Annotated in this window: 19 protein-coding genes; 6 read left to right on the top strand and 13 right to left on the bottom strand. The window is 48.4% G+C overall.

The window, feature by feature from the left end; all coding sequences use genetic code 11:
* The 5 genes from mepA to ACJJIQ_RS17040 form a co-directional block, all read right to left on the bottom strand.
* Positions 1 to 942: a penicillin-insensitive murein endopeptidase gene (gene mepA, locus ACJJIQ_RS17060; protein WP_444892054.1), complete on the bottom strand. Its 942-nt coding sequence runs from the start codon at positions 940 to 942 to the stop codon at positions 1 to 3.
* A 76-nt stretch (positions 943 to 1,018) separates the two neighbouring features.
* Complete coding sequence (hisC, locus tag ACJJIQ_RS17055; protein ID WP_444892053.1) at positions 1,019 to 2,092, bottom strand: histidinol-phosphate transaminase; 1,074 nt, start codon at positions 2,090 to 2,092, stop codon at positions 1,019 to 1,021.
* The gene (locus tag ACJJIQ_RS17050) at positions 2,089 to 3,129 is read right to left on the bottom strand and encodes an FHA domain-containing protein (protein ID WP_282931212.1); all 1,041 of its coding nucleotides are present in this window, start codon (positions 3,127 to 3,129) and stop codon (positions 2,089 to 2,091) included. The genes hisC and ACJJIQ_RS17050 overlap by 4 nt, the downstream gene beginning before the upstream one ends.
* The gene (locus ACJJIQ_RS17045; protein WP_413663356.1) at positions 3,120 to 4,418 is read right to left on the bottom strand and encodes a S1C family serine protease; all 1,299 of its coding nucleotides are present in this window, start codon (positions 4,416 to 4,418) and stop codon (positions 3,120 to 3,122) included. Before ACJJIQ_RS17045 ends, ACJJIQ_RS17050 begins: the two co-directional genes overlap by 10 nt.
* Before the next feature lie 110 nt (positions 4,419 to 4,528).
* Entirely contained in the window at positions 4,529 to 6,310 is a 1,782-nt protein-coding gene (locus tag ACJJIQ_RS17040; protein ID WP_445362531.1) for a trans-sulfuration enzyme family protein, read from the bottom strand.
* Positions 6,311 to 7,533: 1,223 nt separating this feature from the next.
* On the opposite strand from ACJJIQ_RS17040, the gene ACJJIQ_RS17035 reads away from it, so the two are divergent.
* Positions 7,534 to 8,031 (top strand): hypothetical protein, encoded by a 498-nt coding sequence (locus ACJJIQ_RS17035; protein ID WP_445362530.1) that lies wholly within the window; start codon positions 7,534 to 7,536, stop codon positions 8,029 to 8,031.
* Here ACJJIQ_RS17035 and ACJJIQ_RS17030 read toward each other — a convergent pair.
* From ACJJIQ_RS17030 to ACJJIQ_RS17020, 3 genes are all read right to left on the bottom strand, one after another.
* The gene (locus ACJJIQ_RS17030) at positions 8,028 to 10,586 is read right to left on the bottom strand and encodes a protein kinase domain-containing protein (protein WP_445362529.1); all 2,559 of its coding nucleotides are present in this window, start codon (positions 10,584 to 10,586) and stop codon (positions 8,028 to 8,030) included. The two genes, ACJJIQ_RS17035 and ACJJIQ_RS17030, sit on opposite strands and share 4 nt — an antisense overlap.
* Before the next feature lie 126 nt (positions 10,587 to 10,712).
* Entirely contained in the window at positions 10,713 to 13,295 is a 2,583-nt protein-coding gene (locus tag ACJJIQ_RS17025) for a protein kinase domain-containing protein (RefSeq protein WP_445362528.1), read from the bottom strand.
* A 107-nt stretch (positions 13,296 to 13,402) separates the two neighbouring features.
* Positions 13,403 to 14,377, bottom strand: a complete 975-nt coding sequence (locus tag ACJJIQ_RS17020) for an FHA domain-containing protein (RefSeq protein ID WP_445362527.1) — start codon at positions 14,375 to 14,377, stop codon at positions 13,403 to 13,405.
* Between the two features lie 713 nt (positions 14,378 to 15,090).
* Between ACJJIQ_RS17020 and ACJJIQ_RS17015 the strand changes: the two genes are divergently transcribed.
* Positions 15,091 to 16,485, top strand: a complete 1,395-nt coding sequence (locus tag ACJJIQ_RS17015; protein WP_445362526.1) for a cytosine permease — start codon at positions 15,091 to 15,093, stop codon at positions 16,483 to 16,485.
* Positions 16,486 to 16,533: 48 nt separating this feature from the next.
* Here ACJJIQ_RS17015 and ACJJIQ_RS17010 read toward each other — a convergent pair whose 3' ends face one another.
* The 3 genes from ACJJIQ_RS17010 to ACJJIQ_RS17000 form a co-directional block, all read right to left on the bottom strand.
* A complete protein-coding gene (locus ACJJIQ_RS17010; RefSeq protein ID WP_108734532.1) occupies positions 16,534 to 17,097 on the bottom strand; it encodes a YceI family protein in 564 nt (187 codons plus the stop codon).
* A gap of 12 nt (positions 17,098 to 17,109) precedes the next feature.
* Complete coding sequence (locus ACJJIQ_RS17005; RefSeq protein ID WP_444896073.1) at positions 17,110 to 17,715, bottom strand: cytochrome b; 606 nt, start codon at positions 17,713 to 17,715, stop codon at positions 17,110 to 17,112.
* 134 nt (positions 17,716 to 17,849) lie between these two features.
* The gene (locus tag ACJJIQ_RS17000; RefSeq protein ID WP_444896074.1) at positions 17,850 to 18,518 is read right to left on the bottom strand and encodes a hypothetical protein; all 669 of its coding nucleotides are present in this window, start codon (positions 18,516 to 18,518) and stop codon (positions 17,850 to 17,852) included.
* Between the two features lie 570 nt (positions 18,519 to 19,088).
* On the opposite strand from ACJJIQ_RS17000, the gene yihG reads away from it, so the two are divergent.
* Positions 19,089 to 19,991 carry a 1-acylglycerol-3-phosphate O-acyltransferase, YihG family gene (yihG, locus tag ACJJIQ_RS16995; RefSeq protein WP_445362525.1) on the top strand — a complete coding sequence of 301 codons (903 nt, stop codon included), beginning with the start codon at positions 19,089 to 19,091 and terminating at the stop codon, positions 19,989 to 19,991.
* Between the two features lie 52 nt (positions 19,992 to 20,043).
* Here the strand turns inward: yihG and ACJJIQ_RS16990 are convergent, their stop codons facing one another.
* Positions 20,044 to 20,481, bottom strand: a complete 438-nt coding sequence (locus ACJJIQ_RS16990; RefSeq protein ID WP_413663346.1) for a host attachment protein — start codon at positions 20,479 to 20,481, stop codon at positions 20,044 to 20,046.
* A gap of 315 nt (positions 20,482 to 20,796) precedes the next feature.
* On the opposite strand from ACJJIQ_RS16990, the gene ACJJIQ_RS16985 reads away from it, so the two are divergent.
* The 3 genes from ACJJIQ_RS16985 (at position 20,797) to ACJJIQ_RS16975 (ending at position 22,564) form a co-directional block, all read left to right on the top strand.
* The gene (locus ACJJIQ_RS16985) at positions 20,797 to 21,225 is read left to right on the top strand and encodes an Hsp20/alpha crystallin family protein (RefSeq protein WP_282931225.1); all 429 of its coding nucleotides are present in this window, start codon (positions 20,797 to 20,799) and stop codon (positions 21,223 to 21,225) included.
* A 74-nt stretch (positions 21,226 to 21,299) separates the two neighbouring features.
* Positions 21,300 to 21,716 (top strand): CBS domain-containing protein, encoded by a 417-nt coding sequence (locus ACJJIQ_RS16980; RefSeq protein WP_108734525.1) that lies wholly within the window; start codon positions 21,300 to 21,302, stop codon positions 21,714 to 21,716.
* A gap of 272 nt (positions 21,717 to 21,988) precedes the next feature.
* Positions 21,989 to 22,564 carry a PhnA domain-containing protein gene (locus ACJJIQ_RS16975; protein ID WP_444911534.1) on the top strand — a complete coding sequence of 192 codons (576 nt, stop codon included), beginning with the start codon at positions 21,989 to 21,991 and terminating at the stop codon, positions 22,562 to 22,564.
* A gap of 145 nt (positions 22,565 to 22,709) precedes the next feature.
* Here the strand turns inward: ACJJIQ_RS16975 and ACJJIQ_RS16970 are convergent, their stop codons facing one another.
* Positions 22,710 to 22,952, bottom strand: a complete 243-nt coding sequence (locus ACJJIQ_RS16970) for a DUF6868 family protein (protein WP_444911533.1) — start codon at positions 22,950 to 22,952, stop codon at positions 22,710 to 22,712.
* Positions 22,953 to 23,078: the final 126 nt, after the last annotated feature.

Here is a 23,078-nt window from a genome sequence, read left to right as displayed (position 1 = left end):
TTATTCCGTCGTAGTGCCTGCCGAAGGTGCGGTTAATACCTGTTCGCACTGTTGGGGCAAGGTCTTTGGTTTCGGCTTTTTCTGTTTCGGTTGGGGTTTAGTGCCATTGAGAATTGCATAGAAGTCATCGCTAAACCACCAATCCAAGTCACTGCCACAGGCTGCAGTGGTCACCGGAGCCTGGGGCTTACAGTTGGTGCTTCCCTCTGGGCACGCCAGGCGCACATGAAAATGGTAATTGTGCCCCCACCAGGGACGCACTTTGCGCAGCCACTCGTTATCTTCGCCGGATATTTCGCACAGGTGGCGCTTGATGGTCGGGTGTACAAATATTCGTTCGACTCGCTGGTCCTCTGCGGCCATGCGCAGGATTTTGGGAACCCGGTCGTCCCAATTTTCAGGGATCAGGCGGTGTTTGCGCTCATCAGCCAAGGCAACAGCAGAGATATTATCACGCTCCCACGGGGTGAGGGGACGCTCTGCGGCCCGCCGATCCTGGGAATACCAGATGTCTACGTCCAGGCCGGTTTGGTGGCTGTTGTGCCCACCACTGCCGAAAGGGCCCCCTCGAGCCATAGACATGTCACCGATCTGGATTCTGCCCAGATCTTTCTGCGCCACGCTCTGGGAAAACTCCTTCAGGAAGTTAATGGTCTGGGGGTGGGCAAAATGTCGATCGCGGCCAGTCCTCACCAACTGATAGCCCTCTCCTCTCAATGGCAGGGTCTCCCCGCCACTCAGGCAGCCATTGGTGTAGGTGCCAATACTCGATGGTGTCTGCGCACTGGGCCCTTCGACCTTATCCCAGTCGTTGGCACTTGCGGCGCCGCTCGCCAGGGCCGAGGCGAGAATCAGGGTGTGGGTTAGTTGCCGTAAAAATCCCGCTTTAAAGGGGCTAACGGCCTCGGTAGTGGATACTGAATTTTGAGCTTTCGGGTGCATAGGTCCCTGGATACCAATAAGTCACAGTTATCGGGCCACCTCAAGTGGCGCCCGACGAGTATAGACAGACAGAGTGCTAGCTTTGTGACGCAAGTATCTCTTTGCAGTTCCGTATCAGCTGCTCCATTTCCTCATTGGTGCCAATAGAGATACGCAAGTACTCACTGACCCGGGGCTTGTTGAAGTAACGTACGAGAATATTACGCTCCCGCAGTGCCAGGTACAGGGCTTCTGCGCCGGGCTCCGGTGGTTTGGCTAGAAGGAAATTGGCTTGGGAGGGAATCACTTCGAATCCCAGGTCTGTAAGCGCCCGCTCACAGCGCTCGCGGGTGGCGATGACCTTGCCGCAATTGTCGCTGTGCCAGGCGGTATCGCGGATCGCTGCGGTGGCCACACGCTGGGCAATGGCATCAATGGGGTAGGAGTTAAAGGAGTTCTTGGCTCTCAGCAACCCTTCAATCAGGTGCTCCTGCCCCATAGCAAAGCCGAGGCGAAGCCCTGCGAGGGCATAGGATTTTGACAGTGTGTGTATCACCAGCAGGTTGGGGTAGCGATCGATGAGTGTTGCTGCACTCTGTCCGCCAAAATCGATATAGGCCTCATCAATAACCACCACTCTTTCAGGCTGTGAGCGCAAGAGCTGTTCAATTTGCTCTAGAGGCAGGTACCGTCCCGTGGGTGCATTGGGGTTGGGAATAATTACACCGGCTGCAGGAGCGGCATAGTCCTCAAGCTGGATAGAGAAATCACCGTGCAGGGGAACAGTGCGGCTTTTGATATTGAAGAGCTGGCAATAAACCGGGTAAAAACTGTAGGTGATATCCGGAAATAGCAGGGGCTCGCTGCGGCGGAAAAAACTGTAAAAGCTCAGCGCCAGCACTTCATCGGAGCCATTGCCCACAAATACTTGTTCGGCAGAGAGATTGTGCTTATCGGCAATAGCGCGGCGTAATTCACAGGACTCCGGGTCGGGATAGCGGCGCAATGCATCGGCAAAGTCGTGCTGCTCCAAGAGCCTTAAAGCTTCGGGGGAGGCAGGGTAGGGGTTCTCATTGGTATTGAGCTTTATCAGGGTTTCACTCTTGGGCTGCTCCCCAGGTGTATAGGGTTCCAGCTGGTCGAGCCCTGGGCTCCAATAAATCTTGCTCATGATTCTACCTCTGCGGTACTACTTTGATTGTCGCTGGAGGAGCCTTCAGCGCCTTCTTTAGTTTCTTTTTTCTTGATGGGGATATCAAACAGGTCGGCCGAATTTCCAATAAATTCCTGCATGGGAACAGGGTTGCGGAATAGCATATTATCGTATTTCAGCTCTGTGGATATCGGTGGAACCTCGCTGAATTCGTCCATGTTGTTAACGCTTTCAGCTAAGCCCAGGCCGAGGAATGCCAGTGGCAGTGTCAGCGCCACTGTCCAGCGCCAGCCCCTGGCGAGGTTGGTGGCCAGATAGCAGGCGGACCAGAGCATTGCCGGTAATATGATGGCGAGTACCAGGAAGTCCAGGACCTGAATAGTAGTGCCGATGGCAAAATTGAAATTGATTAGCCCCCTCAGCCATTCCCAAAAAGTGTAAGTAAGTGCACCTATGGCGGCGATGGATAGATGGGTGAAAAAGTGCGTTTCATGCCTGACAACCCTGCCGATAAACGCCCAGACTCCGGCGTAAATCACCATACCAATTATGGCCGTGGCAAGAATGTTGACGGCAATAGTCCATTGATAGTTTCGGGCGTAACCGAGGTAGCTCATCAGTACGCTGGCGAAGCCAAAACACAACAGCAGCAGTATTGCTCCCAGGGGGTGGGACAAGCTGGAAAACAGGTTTTCCAGTGAATGGAGAGGGGTAGCTTCAGGTACCGGGTCATCCGTATGGAAAACCCGGAAGCGTGACTTCCCACACTGCAGCAAGTCACCGGAGGAAATCCTGTGTTGAGCGATGGTATCTGGTTTAACGGACTTATCTTTCAGGTTTCCCAAAAGCTGGCAGCCGTTGGTCGAATTGAGGTCGTGTAAGACGTACTGGCCGTCCTCTCCCCGCTTGATTTCGGCATGGTGGGCATCGGAATGGATGTCCTCCAGAATTGCATCGTTGTCGTAAGCGCGGCCCAGGGTAAATTTATCCCCGTCCATTCGGTAGCGCAGCTGCACCCGGTGGGCGCGATTGAGTTCTTCAATAATCAGGGCCATTGGATCTCGCTCGTAAACTTCTGAGTAAAGGCGTCGGCGGACTCCTGGGTAAAGCCGGACAAGGTAAAGTGGCTGACCAGTGCGCGATTTTTCTGATCCACACTTAGGCTCAGGAAGAAAATATCGTAGAGGTCTGGGAAGTCCTTGTAGCGCCTGACACAATAGCTAGTGCGCGCGATCAGGGGCTCGCGATTGCGATCCGGCTTCGATACCGAGGTTTCATTGCCGCGCTCCTGAGAGGTAAATCCTTGCTGGCAGCGGAAATTGGTTACATCTTCTTCTCCAGCGCTATTGCCTGGGTAAAAGGAGTCCATCTGCCCTTCGTACTCGGCATAAAAGCGCGCGGGCAGAAGATCCTCGGCCTGCAGCCAGAAAAATTCGTACTCTACCCGTCCGGTGTTGAAGTCGTCGGACAGGAAAATAACATCTTGTCCTGTGCAGCCTTTATCAATTCGCTTGATCGGATTAGTTTCGCTCTCTTGGGTGTTTCCCCAGCATTTAATGGCTGGAATTATTTCACCGACAACCTGTGCCTCACCGAGGGCGCGACGCTGCCAGTCGGCCCTAAGTATTGAGTCGATAATTTTTTGCTGGTTATCCAGAAGCTGTTGATAAGTTACTTGCTTCAGGTTGAGAGTGCCGCCTTCAGCGCGGTAGTGTTTTAAAAGTGACGACAGCTTATCCACTGGTACCAGGAAGCTAACCTGGTTGCCTGCAGTCGCCACATTAATGCCCACTACCTGCCCCTGGGTATTGATCGCTGGCCCGCCGCTCATTCCCGGATTAATAGATCCGGCAAAGTGAATACGATCGTAGAAGCTACCGCCGGCAATACCGTTATAGGTCCCGGGAATCAAGGTCATGCCCAGGTCCAATGGGTTGCCTAGGGAGACAATGGTTTCCCCTTTTTTGGGGGTGTCTGTCGCCAATTCCAGGTATTCGTCTCCCGGTTTCTCCTGGCGCAGCAGCGCCAGGTCATTGACCACATCAATATCCAGTAGAGTTAATTTTCCCCGGGTGCCATTAACTGCAAGATATTCCAGGGAATATTCGTCCGGCTCACTAACCGCTTGAGCCACTACGTGGTAGTTGGTGGCGATCAATCCATCGGGGGAGATTTGAAAGCCTGACCCCAGGCCGGCTTTTGAATTGGAGGACTTTTCGATAAGTCGAATTTGATAGAGGCTGCCGCGATAATCACTGTAGAGCTTTTCATAGCCTTGCGCCATTGCAACAGTGGATAAGCAGCACAGAATCCAGGCGAAGAGCCACGTGGAAAGTTTCGGCATTTTAAATTGATTAAATTGTGGACAGGAAGCGTGATACTACGGGATATAGGATAGTGCAACAAGCGCCCATCACCGGCGCTATCTACCGGTGATGGTTTTGTTTTGGATGGTTAGAGATAGTCCACAATTTTTGGCTGTGTCTCTATCACTTTTTGGTGCGACTCGAGATAAAAGCGGCTGAAGAGTTTGTCGGCCTCTTCCGGAGCGATAAAGCCCTCGCTAAAACCAGGGCTAACTGGATCGAGATGCAGGCGCGCGCAGTTGATCACATGGGCGGCCATCTGCGCCATATTTTCATCCCCAACAGAAATTCGGATAGTGGTTGGGAATATCCCCGCCGCTTCCATAGCTTCAGGTGATAGCTCTGAGTGAGATGTCAGGGCAGGGCAGAGCACCATGGTATTTGTCTGGCCCAAGCTCACCATCTGCCCGAAAGCGGGCTCCAGCGCGTCAAAGAAACTTTTAAAGGCCTCGGTGGGAATTTGCGCAGCTTCCATATCAATGCTGAATAATGGTGTGGGGAACTGGTAGCGCATCAGTGACTCTCGCAGCCCGGAATTGGGATGGGTTTCCACTGCATGGCTGTTGACACGAATCTTGCTGTGACTGGCGAAGAAATGGCTGAGGCTCAAAGTATTAATGCACTTGGTGAGCATGCGCATTTCCAGGGTGCGCATACCGCAATGCACTTCCCAGGCCTTATCTGCATCCAGGAAAGCCCCCTTGATGTAATAAACATCCCAGAACATGCACTGATCCCAATTAAGGCCTTTTGCGCTGTCGCCTTTAGGGATAAACATGCGGTGGTTTTCGCCGATAACCACACCGGCAGTAGCGGCACCGGTGCCACCGATATCCTTGGTGTAGGAGTGAACAACAAAATCCGGTCTCTCTTCCCTATCTTTGCGGCGTAGTGGCTGGTATAGGAAAGGGGTTGCCAGGGTGGCATCCAGGCTTACCAGGATATTTTCCCGGTGAGCGGTTTTACAAATAGCCGGTACATCCAGCATGATCCCGTGGGGATTGCATGGAGACTCAATATAGACATGTATTTTTGCTCCGGCACTGATTGCGTCTATATGTGTTTGCCGGGTATCAGCCAATAGCTTTTCAAACTCTTCACCGGTAGTGCCATCAAACCAGGCCAGATTGATAGACAGCTTATCTTTGCGCGCGTAGAAATCCTGTAATAGTTGGTGAGTGCCGCCATAGATATTCCTGGAAACAATTAAGATATCCCCGTGGCGCAATTGATTTGATAGGAGTGCATCGATTGCAGCCATACCGGAATTAAAATTCCAGGCCATATATTCACTGGCTTCAGGTCCGCATTCCAAATCCACAATAGCATTGGCCAGGGAAATGGAAGTGGGGTTGAGTAAACGTGAATAAATATCGTGGCTTGGCTCGCGCCCACGGAAAGCATCGTCCACCCACTCGGTGCAGGCATAAATGTAAGTTGCCGTGCGGGCAATTACCGGGGTTGCAGAAAAAATAGCGGGAATATTATCGAACAGGGGGTAACCGCCCCGTGTGGTGATATTAAAGTCGTCCCCCTGCAGGCTTTGAAAGCTGGCTCGCAATGGGTTTTGTAAGGTGTCCAATAATTTTGCCAGCTGGAAACTCATAAAGCGCTTGGCATTGAAATAGGCAATCTTGTCAGACTTGTCTAAGCGCTGGAGTGTGTCCGTAACCTGGCTCCACAGCTGGCTCAGATTTCCTTGTGCCTGGTAGAGCAGGGTTGCGGTCTGTTCTAACAGTTTTCCATGTTCTGATTCACTATCAATACAAAAGTGCCGCAATTGCTCTTTTGCCAGTTCATCAATATTTTTTGCCTCGGTGCTATTGCGGCGGGGAGAGAGAATTTTTACATCTTCTAGGTTCGCTTCCATTGTGTCCTCACTACGTGATGCTTTTTGTTATATGGTGACTCTAACAGTCCTGTGCGGCGCATAAAACACTTGGTGGGCAATTAGTGTGTAATTTGCTGTGTTTTGGCGTGATCGATCTGTAATTTGGAAATCTGTACAGTAGCTTCCAGTTGAGGGGGTAGGTGGCTGTGATAATGGTTACCTCGCCATGGAAAGGCAGCCCCCACAACGTTTAAACAGGATTTAATTTCCTCGCAGCCTTGGCGCGATGAAATAAAGGGATTCAGCGCAAGCTGAACGGTCAAGCTGGAATTGGCAGGTGTAGAGTCTTAGTCGGTTCTCTTGGATGAGCTTGTCCGGGCATGGATGCCAAATTTTGCTCTTGATAGTGTTGTTGTAACCGTCGATGGTTGGGACCATCATTTCGGACCGGCAGTTTTATTACTGCCGGTTTTTTTTATTTTCTGATTTAGTTGTAAAGGTTATTGCTTGGCTAAAGAGATTGTCTGCCATCGGTTTTGCTGAATAGCTTTGAATAAACATTTTTGGTGTGGCCTTGATAAGAATAAATTATCTGAGGGGGCGTTAGTCGCTTTCAGTAAGAGTTCAAAATATTTTTATATTTATTTTAATAATATAGCGTCTTATCTTTATTTAGATATTTACGTGATGGGGAAGGAAAAACTTTCCCACTCTTCTTTTTTCTTTTATTATGAATTTATCGTGTAATTATTTTGGCATATGATGACTTTATGCCTTTCAACAAATATATTTTGCGAAATTATCTGTAATGGCGTGTGATCGACCTGTGATCCTTAAGTATGTACATTGTGTTCCAGTTGAGGGTGGGGGTAGGTGCTTGTGGGAACAATTACCTCGCCATGGAAAGGCAGCCCGCAGCAAAATTCGGATAGATTTACTTACCCCCTATCCCCAATGTGATGCCAGGGGTTGAAGGGGGGCACAGACTGAGTGGCCAAGCTAGGATCGATAGGTGCAAAGTCTTAATCGAGTCAATTGGATAGGGTTGCCCGGGCACGGGTGCCAAATTTTGCGCTTGATAAGATTGTTATTGTTATAGCCGTCGATGATCGGGGCCATCAATCAGGGGCGGTAAGTTTCAGCCCTGCTGGATGATTTAAGATTGGGGCTGGTTATGATGACGCAGTCACGGACGTAGTTTACACAAGATAATACGTCCTTTAGTGACACCATATAACAAATTTTTAGAGGGGAATGGAAATATGGTCAATTGTGCTGACCTACCTGTACTTGACGTGAAGGTGCCTAAAGAAGGGTTAAAGCTAGATTTGGTTCTTCAGCCTAAAGAGCAAGAAGATGGTAAGCCTCAATACTGGCCGCTGTTTAATGCGGCTAACCCTGAAGAGCACTTTGGCAATATGCACTTCAAAATCCATAAGCGTGCAGTATTGACTCTGGAGGTGACTCTGGATTTATCGCAAGTACCGGGTCGTGAGTTGGAGTTTGTTCGCTATCGTCAGAACCATAAGTTAGATGGTCTTATTGCCCTGAGCCCAGATTTTCGTCACCAGTTCCGTGCTCGCGCTAAAGAGGTGGATGGCGAATTCACTAAACTGATTATTAAAATCAGGGATAGAGAAGATATCCCCGATAACTTCTCTTTCCTGTGGATGTGCGTGGATGCGGAAACCGGTGCGCACTTTGTCTCTGGGGATCCAGAGGCGCAGGTTGACCCATTTCCGGTTAATGAGCCGCTTTAGTCGCAAATAGTGGACATAACTTTTTGTGAGGTTTGGGGTTGGGTGCAGAGTTTTTTAAATGCCGGTAAGGCAAACCACTCTGCCCCCATTCCTAGCTCAATTAGCTCTTCTATATAGTAACTTGCTGATCGCCATTCCTCGGAAAGGGCATAGATAAGGGCCGCACTGTAGGTGATATCGGTGTCATCTTGGTTCATTTTAAGCAGCTTGTTAAGTATTACTATTGATTCAGCATGCTGGTTAAGGTTCGCCAGGGCTATTGCTCGGATTCGATACTTTCTGAGGCTTTGATCTCCATCCTTAATATTTGAGGTTAGCTTTAATATCTTTTCATACTCATTTATTGCGAGCTGGTTATTTCCCAGCATTTGATAGGTTTCTGCAGTTTGATATATCGTAGTTAAGTTCTGCGGTGATATAGATAGCACTTTTTTATATTTGTCTAATGCTTCCTGATATTTCCCTTGCAGAAAATAAACTACCCCTAAATTGGCTTCGGAGGTTAAGCTTCGAAATTGTTCTGGAATTGCAATGAAAGCCTTTTGGGCGATTTCCAGGTTTCCTTGTTCTAATTCAATTACCCCAATAACAGCATGAGCCGACCAGAAATCTGGATGCTTTTCTAGAAGGATACCTAAAGTTTTTCTTGCTTCGTCATAGTTTGCGATTTGAAATTGGTTTATTGCAACCAAGTATAAGTTCAGTGCGGAGGGGTTTAGAGTTGAGGCTTGCTCTGCATAATAGAGGCCTTGCTTATAATTTTCTTGGGAATAGTAGAATCGGGCATATTGAGCAAGTATGTGTGCAGAGGGGTATCCTTTAGCCTGAAGTTTATTTAATATCGCTTCAAATCCCGCTCTATCTATGCCTGTGGACTTAATATAAAGTTGGGCTTCAAGAAGAGCAGTTTTGTCGGCCCCAGTAGATTCTGCACTGGCTAATATCCCAAGAGCCGATGTAAGTAGGCTGGTATCGTTGCTAGCCAAATATTGTTTAGTGGCTATTTTCGCATATAGGGAGTATAGGTTTGAGTTTTTTGGATATTTGCCAATCAACTCTTTTGATATTTCTAAATCTTCTGGTTCGGTAGCGGTACTCGCAAATTTCGTAATTGTAGAAAGATACCGAGTATAGTCTTCAGGCGCCATTCTAACATCGGCGACCGACTCTTTATGGTATTTGCTTGGAAATAGATCTATGGCGCTATTCCGTATTGAATATTGGGATTCTTGTCTCTGTTGACCTGTAAGAAATATAAAAGAAATTTGCTTTTTGACTTGTTTGTCTAACGGGTTAATAACTTGTATTTCGATGTTGCAACGCAATTGCATGCACTCTAAACGTGCTGCTAAAGCATCAGTAATCCCCTTTTCCTTCAGCCGTTGTAATTGGTCATCTAGGCTGGCTTGTTTTCGGGGGTTATAGCTTACTAAGGCGCTTGATTTTAGGTGGCTTGGTGTGCTCATAAGAGCTTGGCGCACCATAGCGGCGACTAGAGTGTCCGTGTTTTGATCGGTTGTTTTTCCGCTAAATTCGACAGGAAGTACTGCAATATATTTGGGGGGCAACTTAGAATAAGTTTTCCAGCCCCATGTTACAGCTGTAGCTAAAACAGTAAAGCCGGCTAACCATTTAGTCAGACGGTTATATTTCTTGCGCGGTTTGATAAGCAACTGTGTTACTGTTTCAGAGTATTGTTGGGTGTCAGCATCAATGCCATGATGGCGGACTAAAGAAAGAGCTTCGAAAACTTGCTGGGCAGAGTCTGGGCGTTGCTCGGGGCGCTTACTTAAGAGTCTATCGAGTAGTGCTACAAGTGGCTTAGGTATTTCTGCCCAGTGGGTTTGTGGAGGAGTATGGGGCGCGCTGCAGATCTGCTGGGCAAAGGCTAGCGCATTTAAATCTCCACGTTCAAAGGGCTTGTTGTTGCAAAGTAGTTCGTAGGCAATACTGCCCAAGCTAAATAAATCACTGCGAGCATCAAGGGGCGTGCCCTGAACCTGCTCTGGGGACATCGCCTGTATGCTGCCAGCAATATGGTCCTCTCTGGTCAGCTGTTGGTCACAGTCCAGCGCCTTGGCGATGCCAAAGTCGGTGATTTTTGCTACGCCATCATTAGTGACAAGGATATTTTCAAGCTTCAGGTCGCGATGAATAATACCTAGGGAGTGAGCCTTACTTAGCCCTTGACATATTTGCATCAACAAGTCGAGCTTTATTGCCAGGGTGGGGCTGTTTTCGCGAAGCCATTCTTTAAGAGTGACACCCTCAACCAGCTCCATAACAAGGGCGATCCCATTATTTTCCTCCAGTACGTCATAAAGCCGCACAATATTTGGATGGTTCAACCTGGCTAGAAGTTCGGCTTCGCTGCGAAAACGGGCCTCTGCAGAGTTTCCGCTCAAGTCAGAACGGAGGCGCTTAATAGCTACCTTTCGCCGAAGTTTGATATCTTCGGCCAAGTAAACAACCCCCATACCACCAGCACCCAGGGTGCGCTCAACCCTGTAACGGCCTTGATATTCCTCAGTTTTTTCCAACGCAACTACGTCCATTGTATTGTATTCTTCTCGGATGGATAGGGGATTTTACCTGATAGTACAATTTCGTGAAGGCATCTGTCCCCTCCTAAAGGGAAATGGTTCACGTTATTCCATTCTGTTTGATTTGTTTTTTAATGTTTAAGTGTCAGTCCTGTCAGAACATAATGTAGGGTAGTTGGCGCGTATATCATCAAAACTTGCCAGGGTACAAATAGGTTGAAAGCCAATTGTTGTGAACCACACTGGAGCCATGCCTAACTCCAAAGTCTTTCTTATGTAGGCTTTAGCGGAAAGCATATCGCCGCTGGCCATGTAAACCTGGGCGCGGCTGTAATTGACAAATAGACCGTCTGGAGCGGTGTTATCCATCTTTAATAGTGTCTCAATGGCTTGCTCACCCTGGCCCAGCTCGGAGTAGGCCCTTGCCCGCAGTAACAATCCAAGCCAGTCCTCCTGCTCTTGTGCCAAGGTTAGGGCGCGCTGGGCAAACTCTTGTGATTGCGGCTGTCTATTTTCCAGGCGGGCAATCTCTGCCAGCAGCAGGTATACATGGGGATCGTTAGGAGCTCGTTCAGCAATATGGCTCAGGCAGTTTTTCGTATCCTGTAGCTGGTGTTCGATGTAATAGGACAAGCAAAGGTTGAAGGTATCCCGGTCCCCTAAATGCTTTAAGCCCACCTTACTAAGGAGCCGGATAGACTCTTTGGGACGGCCTGAATCCAATTCATTGGCTGCGAGTAGGGAGATAGCATCAATATATTGATTGTTGAGACGGATCGCATGTAAAAGGTAAGGCCTCGCTTTTTCCATTTGCCCCATCAGGGTCAGTGTCAAAGCCTTTTGGCGAAGATAAAGAGGGCTGGTACGAATGTTGAGTGCTTGGTTAATGACTTCCAGCGCACGGTTGTAATTCCCCCTTCGCAGGTAGGCTTTTGCGCGCAGGAAGTAGTAGAGAGCCTGATCAGGCAGTCGCAGCTTTAGTTTTGCAAGTAAGGCCTCTGTGAGCTCTGTATCTGCCTGGAAGATGGCTATGCGTACCTTAGTGACCAACACCGTTGGGTGGTTGGAAATCTTTGTTGGTATGTTGTTGAGAAGCCCTGTGAGTCGGCCACGTATTTTGATATCCCGCGAATGATATAGGTGGGTGGCTAATAGATCCGCTAGCAGTTCATAGTAGGAGGGGAAGTAGGGGTTCCTTTTTAGCAGAGCCTCAATTTTGGTAATTGCCCCGGCAACATTAGCTTCATTATTGCGCTGTTCGAATATCTCGAGGTATTGCTGGTAATCTTCAGGGCTAAGGTTGAACTGAGCTCCTTGGCTTCCTGTTGGGTAGTTGGGAAGTAGATAGTGCAGCTGTTGCAAGATGCGTGAGCGGCTCTCTAGCGGCGCATCCAGGTTTAGCATGGTGCTGCGGTTGGCGGTTTCAGTAAACCCTTCGGTTTCTATCAGGGCAAAAGAAGCTTCACAGGCGGGGGCCTCACAGTTCAGGGCAAATTGTAGCAGCAGCTGTGCATTGAGCGCTTGCGCCTGCTCGCGCAAGGGCTTGCCTTTTAGTTGCTGGGACTCCGAATAGGGTACCAGTAGTAGCGCTGGTTGATCGGAAAGCCCCTGCTTGATGGAGCTGAGAAGGTTATTGGCTAGTAGCCTTTCCTCTCGGTTGTGCAGGTTAGATAAGTCTGGCTCAATAATCGCAATGTACTTTGCTGAGGGTTCTTTACTTCCCCATAGAGAAAGTTCAGGAAAAACAGCGGCGGTTAAGCCGAGTAACATCGCACCGAATACCAGGAGTATGCCGGCTAGAAGTTTGCGTCCTTTGTTTTTACGTCGATGTTGTACATGAAAGTCCTCAGTGGTGATCGTGATGTCATGGTCATCGGCGGTTTCATGATCCGATGTTAATTGACTCAATATCACATCCAAATCGGTGGTTACAACGGCAGCACTGAGAGGGCGTTTGTCCGGGTTTTTGGCCAGCAGTTTATCCAGTAACTTGCACAGCTCCGTAGGAAGTCCGGGGTTTATGACCCCTGCGGGTGGGTGCGGGTTGTTGATGATTCGATCGATAATAACGTATGGGCTTCCATGCTTGCCGAACGGAGGCTGATCACAAAGTAGGTGATAGGCAAGCATTCCCAGGGCAAATAAGTCACAGCGGTTATCCAGTTTCTCGCCGAGGGCCTGCTCGGGAGACATTGCGTACCAGCTGCCGGCGATATGCTGCTCGCGGGTAATTTCTTTCGTATCCTGCCAGCTCCGCGCAATTCCAAAGTCAGCGATTTTTGCGATGTTATTGCTGTCAATAAGGATGTTGTCAGCTTTCAAGTCGCGGTGAATAATTCCAGCAGCATGGGCACGCGCAAGACCGGTAGTGATTTGCTTGAGTAGCTGGATTTTCTGGCGGAGGCTGGGGTTAAACTCCCGTGCCCAATAGGTGAGTGGGCGGCCATCAACATACTCCATAACCAGGGCTACATCGTTCTGCTCCTCCACAACATCATAAATTTGTACGATATGGTTGTGGTTTAGTTGTGCGAGTAGTAATGCTTCCTGGCGAATTCGCTGTGAGGCAGATTCGTCTTCAGAGTTGTTGAGCAATCGTTTTATAGCGACTTCTCGGTTAAGTCGCTCATCTTTGGCGAGGTACACAACTCCCATTCCCCCGGCTCCAAGCTGCCTGATGATTTTGTACCGGCCGATATAAGAGGGTGGTTGCGCTGACATTGTAATTCTTGCCGAGGGATAAGAGATTCAGCTCCGCCACCCTGGCAAATAATTACTGAATAGGTAATGAAGGGGCTTAGCCTTAAGCCCCCTTTCTGGAGATGAAGCTATACCGCTTCAGGCTCTGTTTTCGCCTCGAGCTGGTTGCCTTTGTAAATTTCGAATTGCGGGCAGCCAATGCGGATTTCCCAGGATCGACGCTCTACCAGATTCGAAGTATCCACTGCATCAGGGAGCGATTCTGAGATTTGTTTGCGGGCACGGAAAATCTGGGTGTTAAGGTGGTTAACTGTGATGCCTAGTTCATGGGTGGCTACCTGAATAGAAACCCAGCCTTGGGAATCAGTATCCATACCGCTCTGCATATCTTTGTGACGGGCACGGGCAAGGTACAACAAGAGATAATTGTGGATTCTTGCTGGTAAGGACTGCTTCATGCCTTCACGCTGAAGTTGTAACTGCACATGCTCTTCGTGGGAGCTCACAGAGAACTTCAGCTCAAAGTCGACAATAGACAGCTGCTGCAGTGACAACTCTTTCGTTGCCCCTTGGTTGTCCGCCAGGAAAAGCTGCCAGCTATTAAGTCCACAATCTATACGATCGCCATGATTGACCAGGACTTTATCGCCATCGTCAGCGGATGCACCGGTAAACTCGTATAGCCACTGCCCGGTGAGGGGGCTGTACTGCAAGCTGGCAAGGGGCTCATTTTCATTGGGCAGCAGGTGAAACTGCTCCAGCTGCTGAGCTTCGCCGGATTGGATATCGATCAGCAAATTCTCTGGACCGTCGAGGTTCTCAACAATCCAGGCTGGATTGTTGGCTCGTCCAAATGCGATCTTGTCGCCAGTTTGAAGTGGGTAACTCTTAGCTGGCACCAGCTGCTGGCCATTTAGCCAGGTGCCATTGCGACTCAGGTCGCGGATATTCCAATGTGTACCGGTCCACTGCACTGCGGCATGGATGCCCGATATCTCAGCACTTGTGATTCTTGTGTCTACTGCACCCTGCCGGCGCCCAATGGTGTGGTGTGCCATTAAGTAAACTGGTTGTTCCCTATCTGGATGCTGTAAGCAAGCCATATTCCTACCCTTCTGTCGTGGCCAGCTCAAGTTGTGGCCTGATTGCGACAAAGTTCAATCATACTGGTGGGTGCCTGCTGTGATTGTCCTGCGAGTACCTCAGCAGAACGGAGTCTTGGCTTTCCATTTGTGGCGATCATTCCCCCGAGCTGAGACACTACTTGTTGTGATGGGCGCTGTTCTGCGCCGCTATCCCACTGCTTGTCTCGGAGAGGATTGCCCCAGTTCTGAATGATTTAGTCACTACGATTTTTGGAAATTGTTCTATTTTTGCGCTCCCTTGATAACTGTCTCTAGGGGAGTGCAATAATTGTCAGTAATTGCTTCCATTTTCGCTGAAAAGTTGTGCCGCCGTCAAAAATCTTAAAGACCTTTTCGTACTTTTACTTGTGACTTGGTTAATGTTCTCCAAATACACGGCTGCACACTCGTTTAATGGATACTTGCTTGTATCTTTGTCGATCGCATCTACTTTAATCGATGACTACACAATATATTTCACAGTTGTACGTCGGTGCTAGCGGCATTACTACTAATTTGGTAAATGGTTACCACTTTTGCTGTTATTGAAAATAAGTCTCAATTGTAAAAGAGAATATATATTATTAACCGTTAAATTTGGCACTTTTGACGGCTTGTATGTCATTGTTGAAAAGGTTGATTTGAAGTAGCTGCTTCGGCGCGTTATTTATCAGATGCACTTAGGTGGCACTTTGCAGCTAAAGAATGAAAATTTAGCGGTAGTGAAGCCCGAAGCAAAACGCTGGGGCACTCTGACGATTTTTAACCTTTGGGCCAACGCCGCACAAAGTCTCGCTGGCTATACCCTGGCGGCAACCCTATTCCTCGGTACCAATACGAATGCTTGGCTGGTTCTCGCTGGGATCGCTATTGCAGCAATTTTAATTATCATCCTGTTAAATTTAATCGGTGAACCGAGTGTTAAATACGGTATACCGTTTCCCGTATTGGCCAGGGCGAGTATGGGGATCCGAGGTGCTAACGTCCCGGCGTTGCTTCGGGGGAGCGTGGCAGTATTTTGGTACGGTGCGCAGACTTGGTTTGCTGCCCATGCCATGTCTTTATTACTGAGAGAGTGGTGGCCACAAGCTGTCGGAGAGCAGTGGCTGGCAATGGACCGGATCGATTGGGCTTCCCTCGTACTTGTCTCATTATTTCAAGCTCTTCTATTTTTCAAAGGTATCAATACGATCCGTTGGTTTATCAACCTGGCTGCACCCTGTGTCTACGGAGTGATGCTAGCGCTGTTGTGGATGCTAGTGGTTCGCAGTGACGGACAGTTTGCATTTGCTGTTGCTACGTTCTTTGATCGGTCTATAGCATCCTGGGGCGATGGCTTGGTCCAGCTCATCAAAGTCATAGGTACTATGTTGGCTCTCTATGCGCCGATAATCCTAAGTTATGGAGATTTTGCTCGCTTCTGTAAGAGCGTGTCTGTTATGCGAAGGGGAAATTGGCTGGGAATCACTATAAACATGACTGGCTTTGCGATAATTGTTCTGTTCACCACTATCGCCGCCCAGTCAGTTTTCCACCAGAACTTGGCAAATCCCACTGATATTGTGCAGAAGCTTGGGAATCTGGAGCTGTCATTGATCGCCGCGGTTGTTTTTTTTACAGCAACGGCCGGTATCAATGTGGTGGCGAACTTTGTGGCTCCAGTTAACGATATTTCAAATCTTCTGCCAAAGTACCTGGGGTTTCGTAGGGCGGCATTGATAACGCTGTTTCTGGCCTTTCTGATTAGTGCGTTGTGGCCCGCTGTTATCAAACAAATCGGTTTAGTGGCGTTCGTAAACTGGGTGGGGGTTTTCCTGGCGCCTGCCTACGGTGTCATATTGTCTCACTACTACTTAATAGAGAAGGGCCAGATGGAGGTAGAGCAGTTGTATTACAGCGATAGTGATGGGCGTTATTACTATTTCTGTGGCTGGAACCCGCGAGCACTGCTGACTTTATTGGGGACATGTCTTGTCATCACAATGCTAGCTTTTTTCTTACCGAGAGGGTTGATGGCAGGCGTCGACTGGCTATTGGCTGCGGCTGCTGCTTGCGTTGTTTATTGGAGTGTTGCGAAGCGCAGTTAGGGGGGAGCCCGGAGGAATTTCCGGGCTCAGGGGTGTACTTTTTTGTTGTTAGATACGGATACCTTCGATATCCAGGATCATCTCAACTTTCTGCGAGGCTGGGCCTAGGGATTTGATACCGAATTCTTTCAGCTCGAACTCAGTGGTTCCACTGAAGCCCTGGCGGTAGCCGCCCCAAGGGTCTTTACCGCCACCGATATTGGTAACGTCAATTGTGATTGGCTTAGTGATACCGCGCAGAGTCAGTTCGCCATTTAGACGGGCTTTGCCGTCTTCCAGAGGTTCAAAGCTAGTGCTCTTGAAAGTAGCAGTGGGGAATTTTGCGGTATCGAGGAAGTCATCGCTGCGCAGGTGCTTGTCTCGCTCAGCGTGATTGCTGTTGAGGCTGGTTACATCGATGTCGACATTGATAGAAGATTTTTCTGGCTGCTTTTCATCGTAAAAGAAGGAGCCGTTGAAGTCATCGAAACGGCCGTACAGCCAGCTGTATCCAAGGTGCTTGATACGAAACTGCACAAAAGCGTGAGCTCCTTTGGTGTCGATTTTGTATTCCGCTGCTTGAGCTACAGTCCCCATCAGAGCTGCAATAAGAAATACAGAGAGCTTCTTCATGTCATTTTTTCCTTATTTGGTGGTTGAGAGTGTTGTTTGTACGTGTGAGTGATCGTCTGTAGAACCCTTTACACGGATGCCAAGGATTCTGCGCAGTGTGCCGTCACGGTCAATAAAGTGATGCTTGAGGGCTGCCAAGACATGTGCTGCTACGAGTCCAATCAGGCCCCAGGCAAGGATTTCGTGGATAGATCCCGCAATGTCTTCCTGATTAGGAATCCCTTGTAAGGTTGCAGGGATACTCACTATGCCGAAGACATCGATAGGACGGCCATCGGCGGTAGAAATCAGATAGCCGGAAACCATGATTGCCAGTAGTAACAGGTAAATCAGCCCATGTGTGGCGGTGGCGGCAAATTTCTGCCAGTTGGGTGTTTGGGGGTTGCTCGCCGGAGATGGGTTGGCAAAGCGCCAAGCCAGCCTGAAGAGTAGAAACACAAGCAGGATGATGCCGACCCCTTTGTGAATTTCAGGGGCTCGCTGATACCAGGGGTCGTAGTAGGATAGCTGGCGCATCCACCAACCGAGAATAAAAGTCCCTATGATCGCAGGGGCCATTATCCAATGGAGGGCGATGGCTACCCAGCCGTAGCTGGAGGAGCTGTTTTTGGCCTGCACTTCTCTCTCCTATTGGTAGTACGTCACACTTAGATTTGCTAAGTGCCACTAGGGTACAGCCTTTGGGCTCTACCACCAATGGGGAGTTCCTGAGTATGGGAAAGGAGTCAAAGGTGTTAGTAGGAAATGCCGCGCTATATCGATCGCCCAGGAGAGCTTTCGCGCTCGGCCGCCTGAAGGATGCGCTCACAAGATAGCCGGTCCAGGGAGGAAGAACGCTGTGCCAATTGGTCTGCCAGCCAGCTGGTGGAGTGCTCTTCATCCCCAAGGGCTAGTTGTTCCAGCTGCCAGATAACATTCAATAGGGTCTCACGCTCAAACCCCGTCTCAACCGCCTGGCTGGTAAACAGGTGGGGTTCCAGTTGTTCCAAATCGTTGCGCTTGAGTACTAACTCCGCATAGGTAGGATACCAGCGGCTGCTAAACGGTTCTGGCCGCTGGTGATAGTCGAAGGTGATTCGCAGCCGGTTTCCGTCGGCATCTTCCAGAAGCGGAGTGTCATGTTCGTAGGCGGGCAGCGCTGGATTATTCCGCAAAATATCCACGATGGCGTGCCAGTCACTGGGATTTTCGTAACAGAGCCTGACAGGCTCTACCAGTTCACGGGTCCCCTTGTGATCTTCCAAAGACAGTTTTTGGCCTGGACGGTACCAGTACAGGTTAAGAAGCTGCTCATCGGCCAGGTCTGCAAGATGTGCACTGGTTAGTGGCTCTTCAGACAATGCACTCAGGTGGTCAACGGCTTGCTGTACGCTGAGCCATTGCTTGCGGTGGAAGTGTTGCTTATTACCTGTAATTCCCATTCTATTCTCCCGGCGCAATTCTACGACCTGGAGCCTCAAGTTTAGCAGGGTGCAACGCTGCTCCAGTCACTATCGTGCCTTTGCGGCGTGGGAAGATAAAAGTTGCTAATCCATGATTATAGAAAGGGTACAATGGCGCCTTTTCATATCCAGGGCATGCTGAAAAAATGAGGCCGCTCACTGGGCTGCTGTCACTGGTTTTATCCGTGCAGTTTGCGCTGATGTATCGCCGATAGATTCAGACTATTCAGTCAATAAATATGGGGTTGAAATGCGTGTTACTCTCCCAGAGTTGCTGCGGTTTGATATTGCCTCTGGCGCGGCTAAAGCCTAGGCGCTCGGCGCATGAATTTATTGCAGTGGAGCAGTTTCCCATGAGCCATAAATATACACAGCCATGTTGATTGCGATAGGCAGCCTTTAGCCCGGATTATGTAAATACACTGATGAGAGCAGAGTCCGCTTAGTTTGTGATAAGTGGATTTCAAGATATTAAAAAAGAAACGGGTAACCTGTGAATATGGCGTGAGAGCCTGACCTGTAAGCCCGGAAAATTAAAAGAGCCTTTAGATGTTTAACTTTCTCCCTTCGTTTTTGCTGTTGGTCATATCTTCGGTGTTGCTGGCCGTTAGCACATTGGTTTGTGCAGCCCCCATACTCTTGTTTTCAGTTTTTAGATTTATTCTCCCTTTTGCCTTTCTGCAAAAAATTTTCATGGTTTTTTTTATTTCTTGGGCAGAAATGTGGATAACCCTAAATAAAGGATGGATGAAGCTGACCCAAAGAACCCAGGTGGATGTACAGGGGATAGAGCATCTCGATAAACATGGATGGTATCTGGTCACAGCGAACCATCAAAGCTGGGTTGATATCTTTATTATGCAGTCGATTTTTAATCGAAGAATTCCATTCCTGAAATTTTTTGTGAAGCAAGAGTTGATCAAAGTTCCTGTGATTGGAATGTGCTGGTGGGCACTCGACTTTCCATTTATGAAGCGTTACAGCAAAGAATTTTTGAAAAAACATCCAGAGATGCGCGGTAAGGATCTTGAAGCGACGAAAAAATCTTGTGAAAAATTTAAGCTAATACCCACCAGTATTATGAACTTCCTTGAAGGAACAAGGTTTAGCAAAGAGAAGCATCAAAGACAGCAATCGCCTTTCAAACATCTTCTAAAGCCCAAGTCCGGAGGAATTGCTTTTGCAATGCACTGTATGGGTGAGCAGCTGAACCAGTTACTGAATGTCACCATTGTTTACCCTGATGGTATACCTACTTTTAAAGATTTTCTTTCCGGTAAGTTAAAGAAAGTGATTGTTCGCATTGAGAAAGTCCAGTTGCCGAGCCGGTTTTTTGAGAGAGACTACGCAACCGATCAGGAGTTTCGGGTGGAGTTTAATCAGTGGGTAAATGAGTTATGGACTGAAAAGGATGCCCTGATTGATAAGCTTTTAATGGAAAGCAGGGCTTGAGCGGGGTTCGTAGAGAGGTTCACTCGTGACCCTCTCTACTGGCCGAAAGTCACTATAGCCAAATAGGAAGCTGAGCCCGGATCTCCTCAGGTTCACAAGCCACCAGATTTTTTCCTGTTTCTCCCGCTATTGTTGCGCGGGTTGGAGTTTTCAAGGCATCCCTCAAGCTGCCAACCATGTAGGGTTCTGCAACAATATACAGTTTTTCGTACTGGCCCTCCTGTCTTCCCCTCTCCAGGGTATGTGCAATTTCTCTGGCAAAATTCTCACCTTCACGGCGATGTAATCCTGCAGAATTACCTACTGAGTGCCTTCCTTGACCATAGCTGTCGAAAGTGCGTCCGGGCGCATCACTCTCTTGGTCTCTGCCAGAGAGCCGTGATTCTGGATGGAGAAGTGCCTGGATTTCATTGAGATTTCCCGCGCGTTTGTTGGCTTCAAAAATTCGCGCTTGGGACTGGTTAGCCACAAGGACCCATGCTAAGGCCATGAACATATCCTCGTTTAACTGCCTTATTTAATCCTAGTAAATAGCCATATTGGCCACGAGCCCCGGTTGCTTATTGATGGATATGGAGGTGGAAATTCTCTTTAGGTGCACTTGGAAAGGAAGTTTTTAATATTTATATGTACAAAAGAAATATACGATAGCTCTCATATTCAATTTGTAATGGCTTTTATCGGCACTTAATCCCTTCGTTTGTCGCAGTATTTCCTAGACTGTACTCAAGATGTAACAGGCGCAAGACGGACTCTTGAGTTTTCTGGCGCCTTTTGCGGCTTAGCGTAAAAAGAGGTTGTAAATATGAGTCTGATCCCCAGAGGGTCCCTATTGGACCTTGATAATATGTTTGAACAAATGCTCTCACCGACCCGTGCAATCGGCTCTGAACGCGAGGGATTTTTTTCTCCGCGTATTGATGTGAGTGAGCGCAAGAATATGTATGAAATCAGCGCTGAGCTGCCGGGAGTGGGTAAGGACGATATCAGTGTAACCCTAGAAAATGGGGTTTTGACTCTTGAAGCTGAGGTGCACCGCGAGGTTAAGGAGAAGAAGGATGGCCGCGTGCTTCGTCAGGAGCGACGTTACGGCAAGTTCTTGCGCAGTTTCAATCTTGGTGAAGATGTTCGCGAAAGTGAGATTGATGCAAATTTCAAAGATGGGATTCTCACGCTCACGGTACCAAAACATGAGGGGCATCCCCCGCAAAGAAAGCGGATTGAAGTGCACTGATCTATAGGGGTTAAGGGTGATGGGTTTTACCCGTCACTCTCTTTGGCATTTGTCTAAAGAGTTTTGAGGTACCTATGAAAGTTAAACACGCAATGCATGAGGGGGCTACCTGGTGCACCCCGGATACTCCATTACAGGAGTTGGCAAAAATTTTACGAGATGAAGATATTGGTGCAGTGCCGATTGGAGAAAATGACAGGCTTGTAGGAATAGTGACTGATAGAGATATTGTATGTCGCGGTGTGGTTCAGGGGGGTAATCTCAGCTCTCTGTCTGCCCGAGATGTTATGACAGAGGGGATTGAATGGTGCTGGGAAGAGGATGATCTGCTGTCTGCTGTCCACAAAATGGAGCAACAGTTGTTACGGCGAATGCCGGTACTCAATAGTGAAAAGCGTATGGTCGGTATTCTCAGTTTAGGGGATATTACCAGTGCCATCGCCAGCAAGCAGGGTGGGCAGTTCGCAGCAGCGGTCTCCTCGCACCACTGAGTGTGGGACTTAACGCATAATGCTCTTTACAGTCGTCAATCTATATTGGCGGCTGTTGGAAGTTTTAGTGCTCTAGAGTGTCTTGTCTGAAGCCTGTGAATCCCTCGGCAACCTAATGGCTCCATCTACTAATGGGCTGTTGATAGTCTTATTTACTTCCTGCCTGAGCTTGATCATGTCCACGGTCGACCCCGATGTCCGTTAAATGTGATTATTTGGGAGGCGTGCAGGAAGAATCAGTCGTATAATCCCTACTTTTTTTGAGGTTACTTATGGCTGTGACTCAGGAGCAGTTGGCACAACGCAGTGGAAATCAGTGCGAGCTCTGTAAAGCAGAAAATGGCTTGGCGGTTTATGACGTACCCCAGTCAGAGGGCTATCCAGATGCGGCAGTACTATTGTGTCAAACCTGTAGGGACCAGCTGGAAAATCCTGCACAGCTGGAAAGTGCGCACTGGCAGTGTCTGTCGGAGTCTATGTGGAGTACCGAGCCGGCAATTCAAGTGTTGGCATGGCGTATTCTAAAGCGCTTATCTGGCGAGACCTGGGCCCAAGACTTGTTTGACATGTTGTATTTGGATGGCGATTTGCTGGCCTGGGCAGAGGCCGGGGCAATACCAGAGGCTGGTGAGTTGGTGATTCATCTGGATAGTAATGGTGCCCAGTTACAAGCTGGAGATAATGTAGTTATTATCAAAGACTTGGATGTAAAAGGAAGCAGTTTGGTTGCAAAACGGGGAACGGCAGTTCGCGGTATCAGCTTAAGCGATAACCCTGAGCATATCGAAGGACGGGTCGAGGGTCAGAGAATTGTAATTCTGACAAAGTTTGTGAAAAAGAGTGGCTGATAAATATTTCAGAAATAACTTCATTTTCTGAAAAGGGTATCTGCCGGCGGACCCGAAATACCCCCCTGTCCGTCTTAATTATGAAAATAAGAAAGGTATAGTTTACCTTTCTTATTTTTTTGCAAAATATTTCCGCTTTTATCAATTAACTGATAATTTTTAGAGCAAAATACGGTGTAATATTGAAGACGATAATAGCAATTTTGTATTGTGCCAGATATTGAAAATATGCACGGCCTAAATCTTGTTCATTAAGCTCAAATATTCGTGCGTGAATCCTGGTGATCGACTTCCTCAGGCAGACAAGTCCAATAGTTGATAGCAGTAGTATCAATATGTTTATAATCGAAGCCCAGCCTAAAAATAGTGTTAGATTTTCAGTTTCCATGTGAAATTTCCTTGCAGTTCTTTCTCGTATAAACCGATAGTTCTATGAGTAGATAGTGGAAAGTGCCACAATAGTCAGGCACTAGCCTTCAAATAAGTTGCGTTTGTGGATAGGGGTAGTCCCAGT

It is taken from the genome of Microbulbifer maximicatervae (SeqCode), assembly GCF_052468295.1.
The sequence above is the reverse complement of the archived record's forward strand: the minus strand, read 5'-3'. Positions and strand labels throughout refer to the sequence as shown.

Coding starts and splice junctions, on each gene's coding strand:
- mepA (WP_444892054.1), bottom strand. CDS start 942: ATGCACCCGAAAGCTCAAAATTCAGTATCCACTACCGAGGCCGTTAGC.
- hisC (WP_444892053.1), bottom strand. CDS start 2,092: ATGAGCAAGATTTATTGGAGCCCAGGGCTCGACCAGCTGGAACCCTAT.
- ACJJIQ_RS17050 (WP_282931212.1), bottom strand. CDS start 3,129: ATGGCCCTGATTATTGAAGAACTCAATCGCGCCCACCGGGTGCAGCTG.
- ACJJIQ_RS17045 (WP_413663356.1), bottom strand. CDS start 4,418: ATGCCGAAACTTTCCACGTGGCTCTTCGCCTGGATTCTGTGCTGCTTA.
- ACJJIQ_RS17040 (WP_445362531.1), bottom strand. CDS start 6,310: ATGGAAGCGAACCTAGAAGATGTAAAAATTCTCTCTCCCCGCCGCAAT.
- ACJJIQ_RS17035 (WP_445362530.1), top strand. CDS start 7,534: ATGGTCAATTGTGCTGACCTACCTGTACTTGACGTGAAGGTGCCTAAA.
- ACJJIQ_RS17030 (WP_445362529.1), bottom strand. CDS start 10,586: ATGGACGTAGTTGCGTTGGAAAAAACTGAGGAATATCAAGGCCGTTAC.
- ACJJIQ_RS17025 (WP_445362528.1), bottom strand. CDS start 13,295: ATGTCAGCGCAACCACCCTCTTATATCGGCCGGTACAAAATCATCAGG.
- ACJJIQ_RS17020 (WP_445362527.1), bottom strand. CDS start 14,377: ATGGCTTGCTTACAGCATCCAGATAGGGAACAACCAGTTTACTTAATG.
- ACJJIQ_RS17010 (WP_108734532.1), bottom strand. CDS start 17,097: ATGAAGAAGCTCTCTGTATTTCTTATTGCAGCTCTGATGGGGACTGTA.
- ACJJIQ_RS17000 (WP_444896074.1), bottom strand. CDS start 18,518: ATGGGAATTACAGGTAATAAGCAACACTTCCACCGCAAGCAATGGCTC.
- yihG (WP_445362525.1), top strand. CDS start 19,089: ATGTTTAACTTTCTCCCTTCGTTTTTGCTGTTGGTCATATCTTCGGTG.
- ACJJIQ_RS16990 (WP_413663346.1), bottom strand. CDS start 20,481: ATGGCCTTAGCATGGGTCCTTGTGGCTAACCAGTCCCAAGCGCGAATT.
- ACJJIQ_RS16985 (WP_282931225.1), top strand. CDS start 20,797: ATGAGTCTGATCCCCAGAGGGTCCCTATTGGACCTTGATAATATGTTT.
- ACJJIQ_RS16980 (WP_108734525.1), top strand. CDS start 21,300: ATGAAAGTTAAACACGCAATGCATGAGGGGGCTACCTGGTGCACCCCG.
- ACJJIQ_RS16975 (WP_444911534.1), top strand. CDS start 21,989: ATGGCTGTGACTCAGGAGCAGTTGGCACAACGCAGTGGAAATCAGTGC.
- ACJJIQ_RS16970 (WP_444911533.1), bottom strand. CDS start 22,952: ATGGAAACTGAAAATCTAACACTATTTTTAGGCTGGGCTTCGATTATA.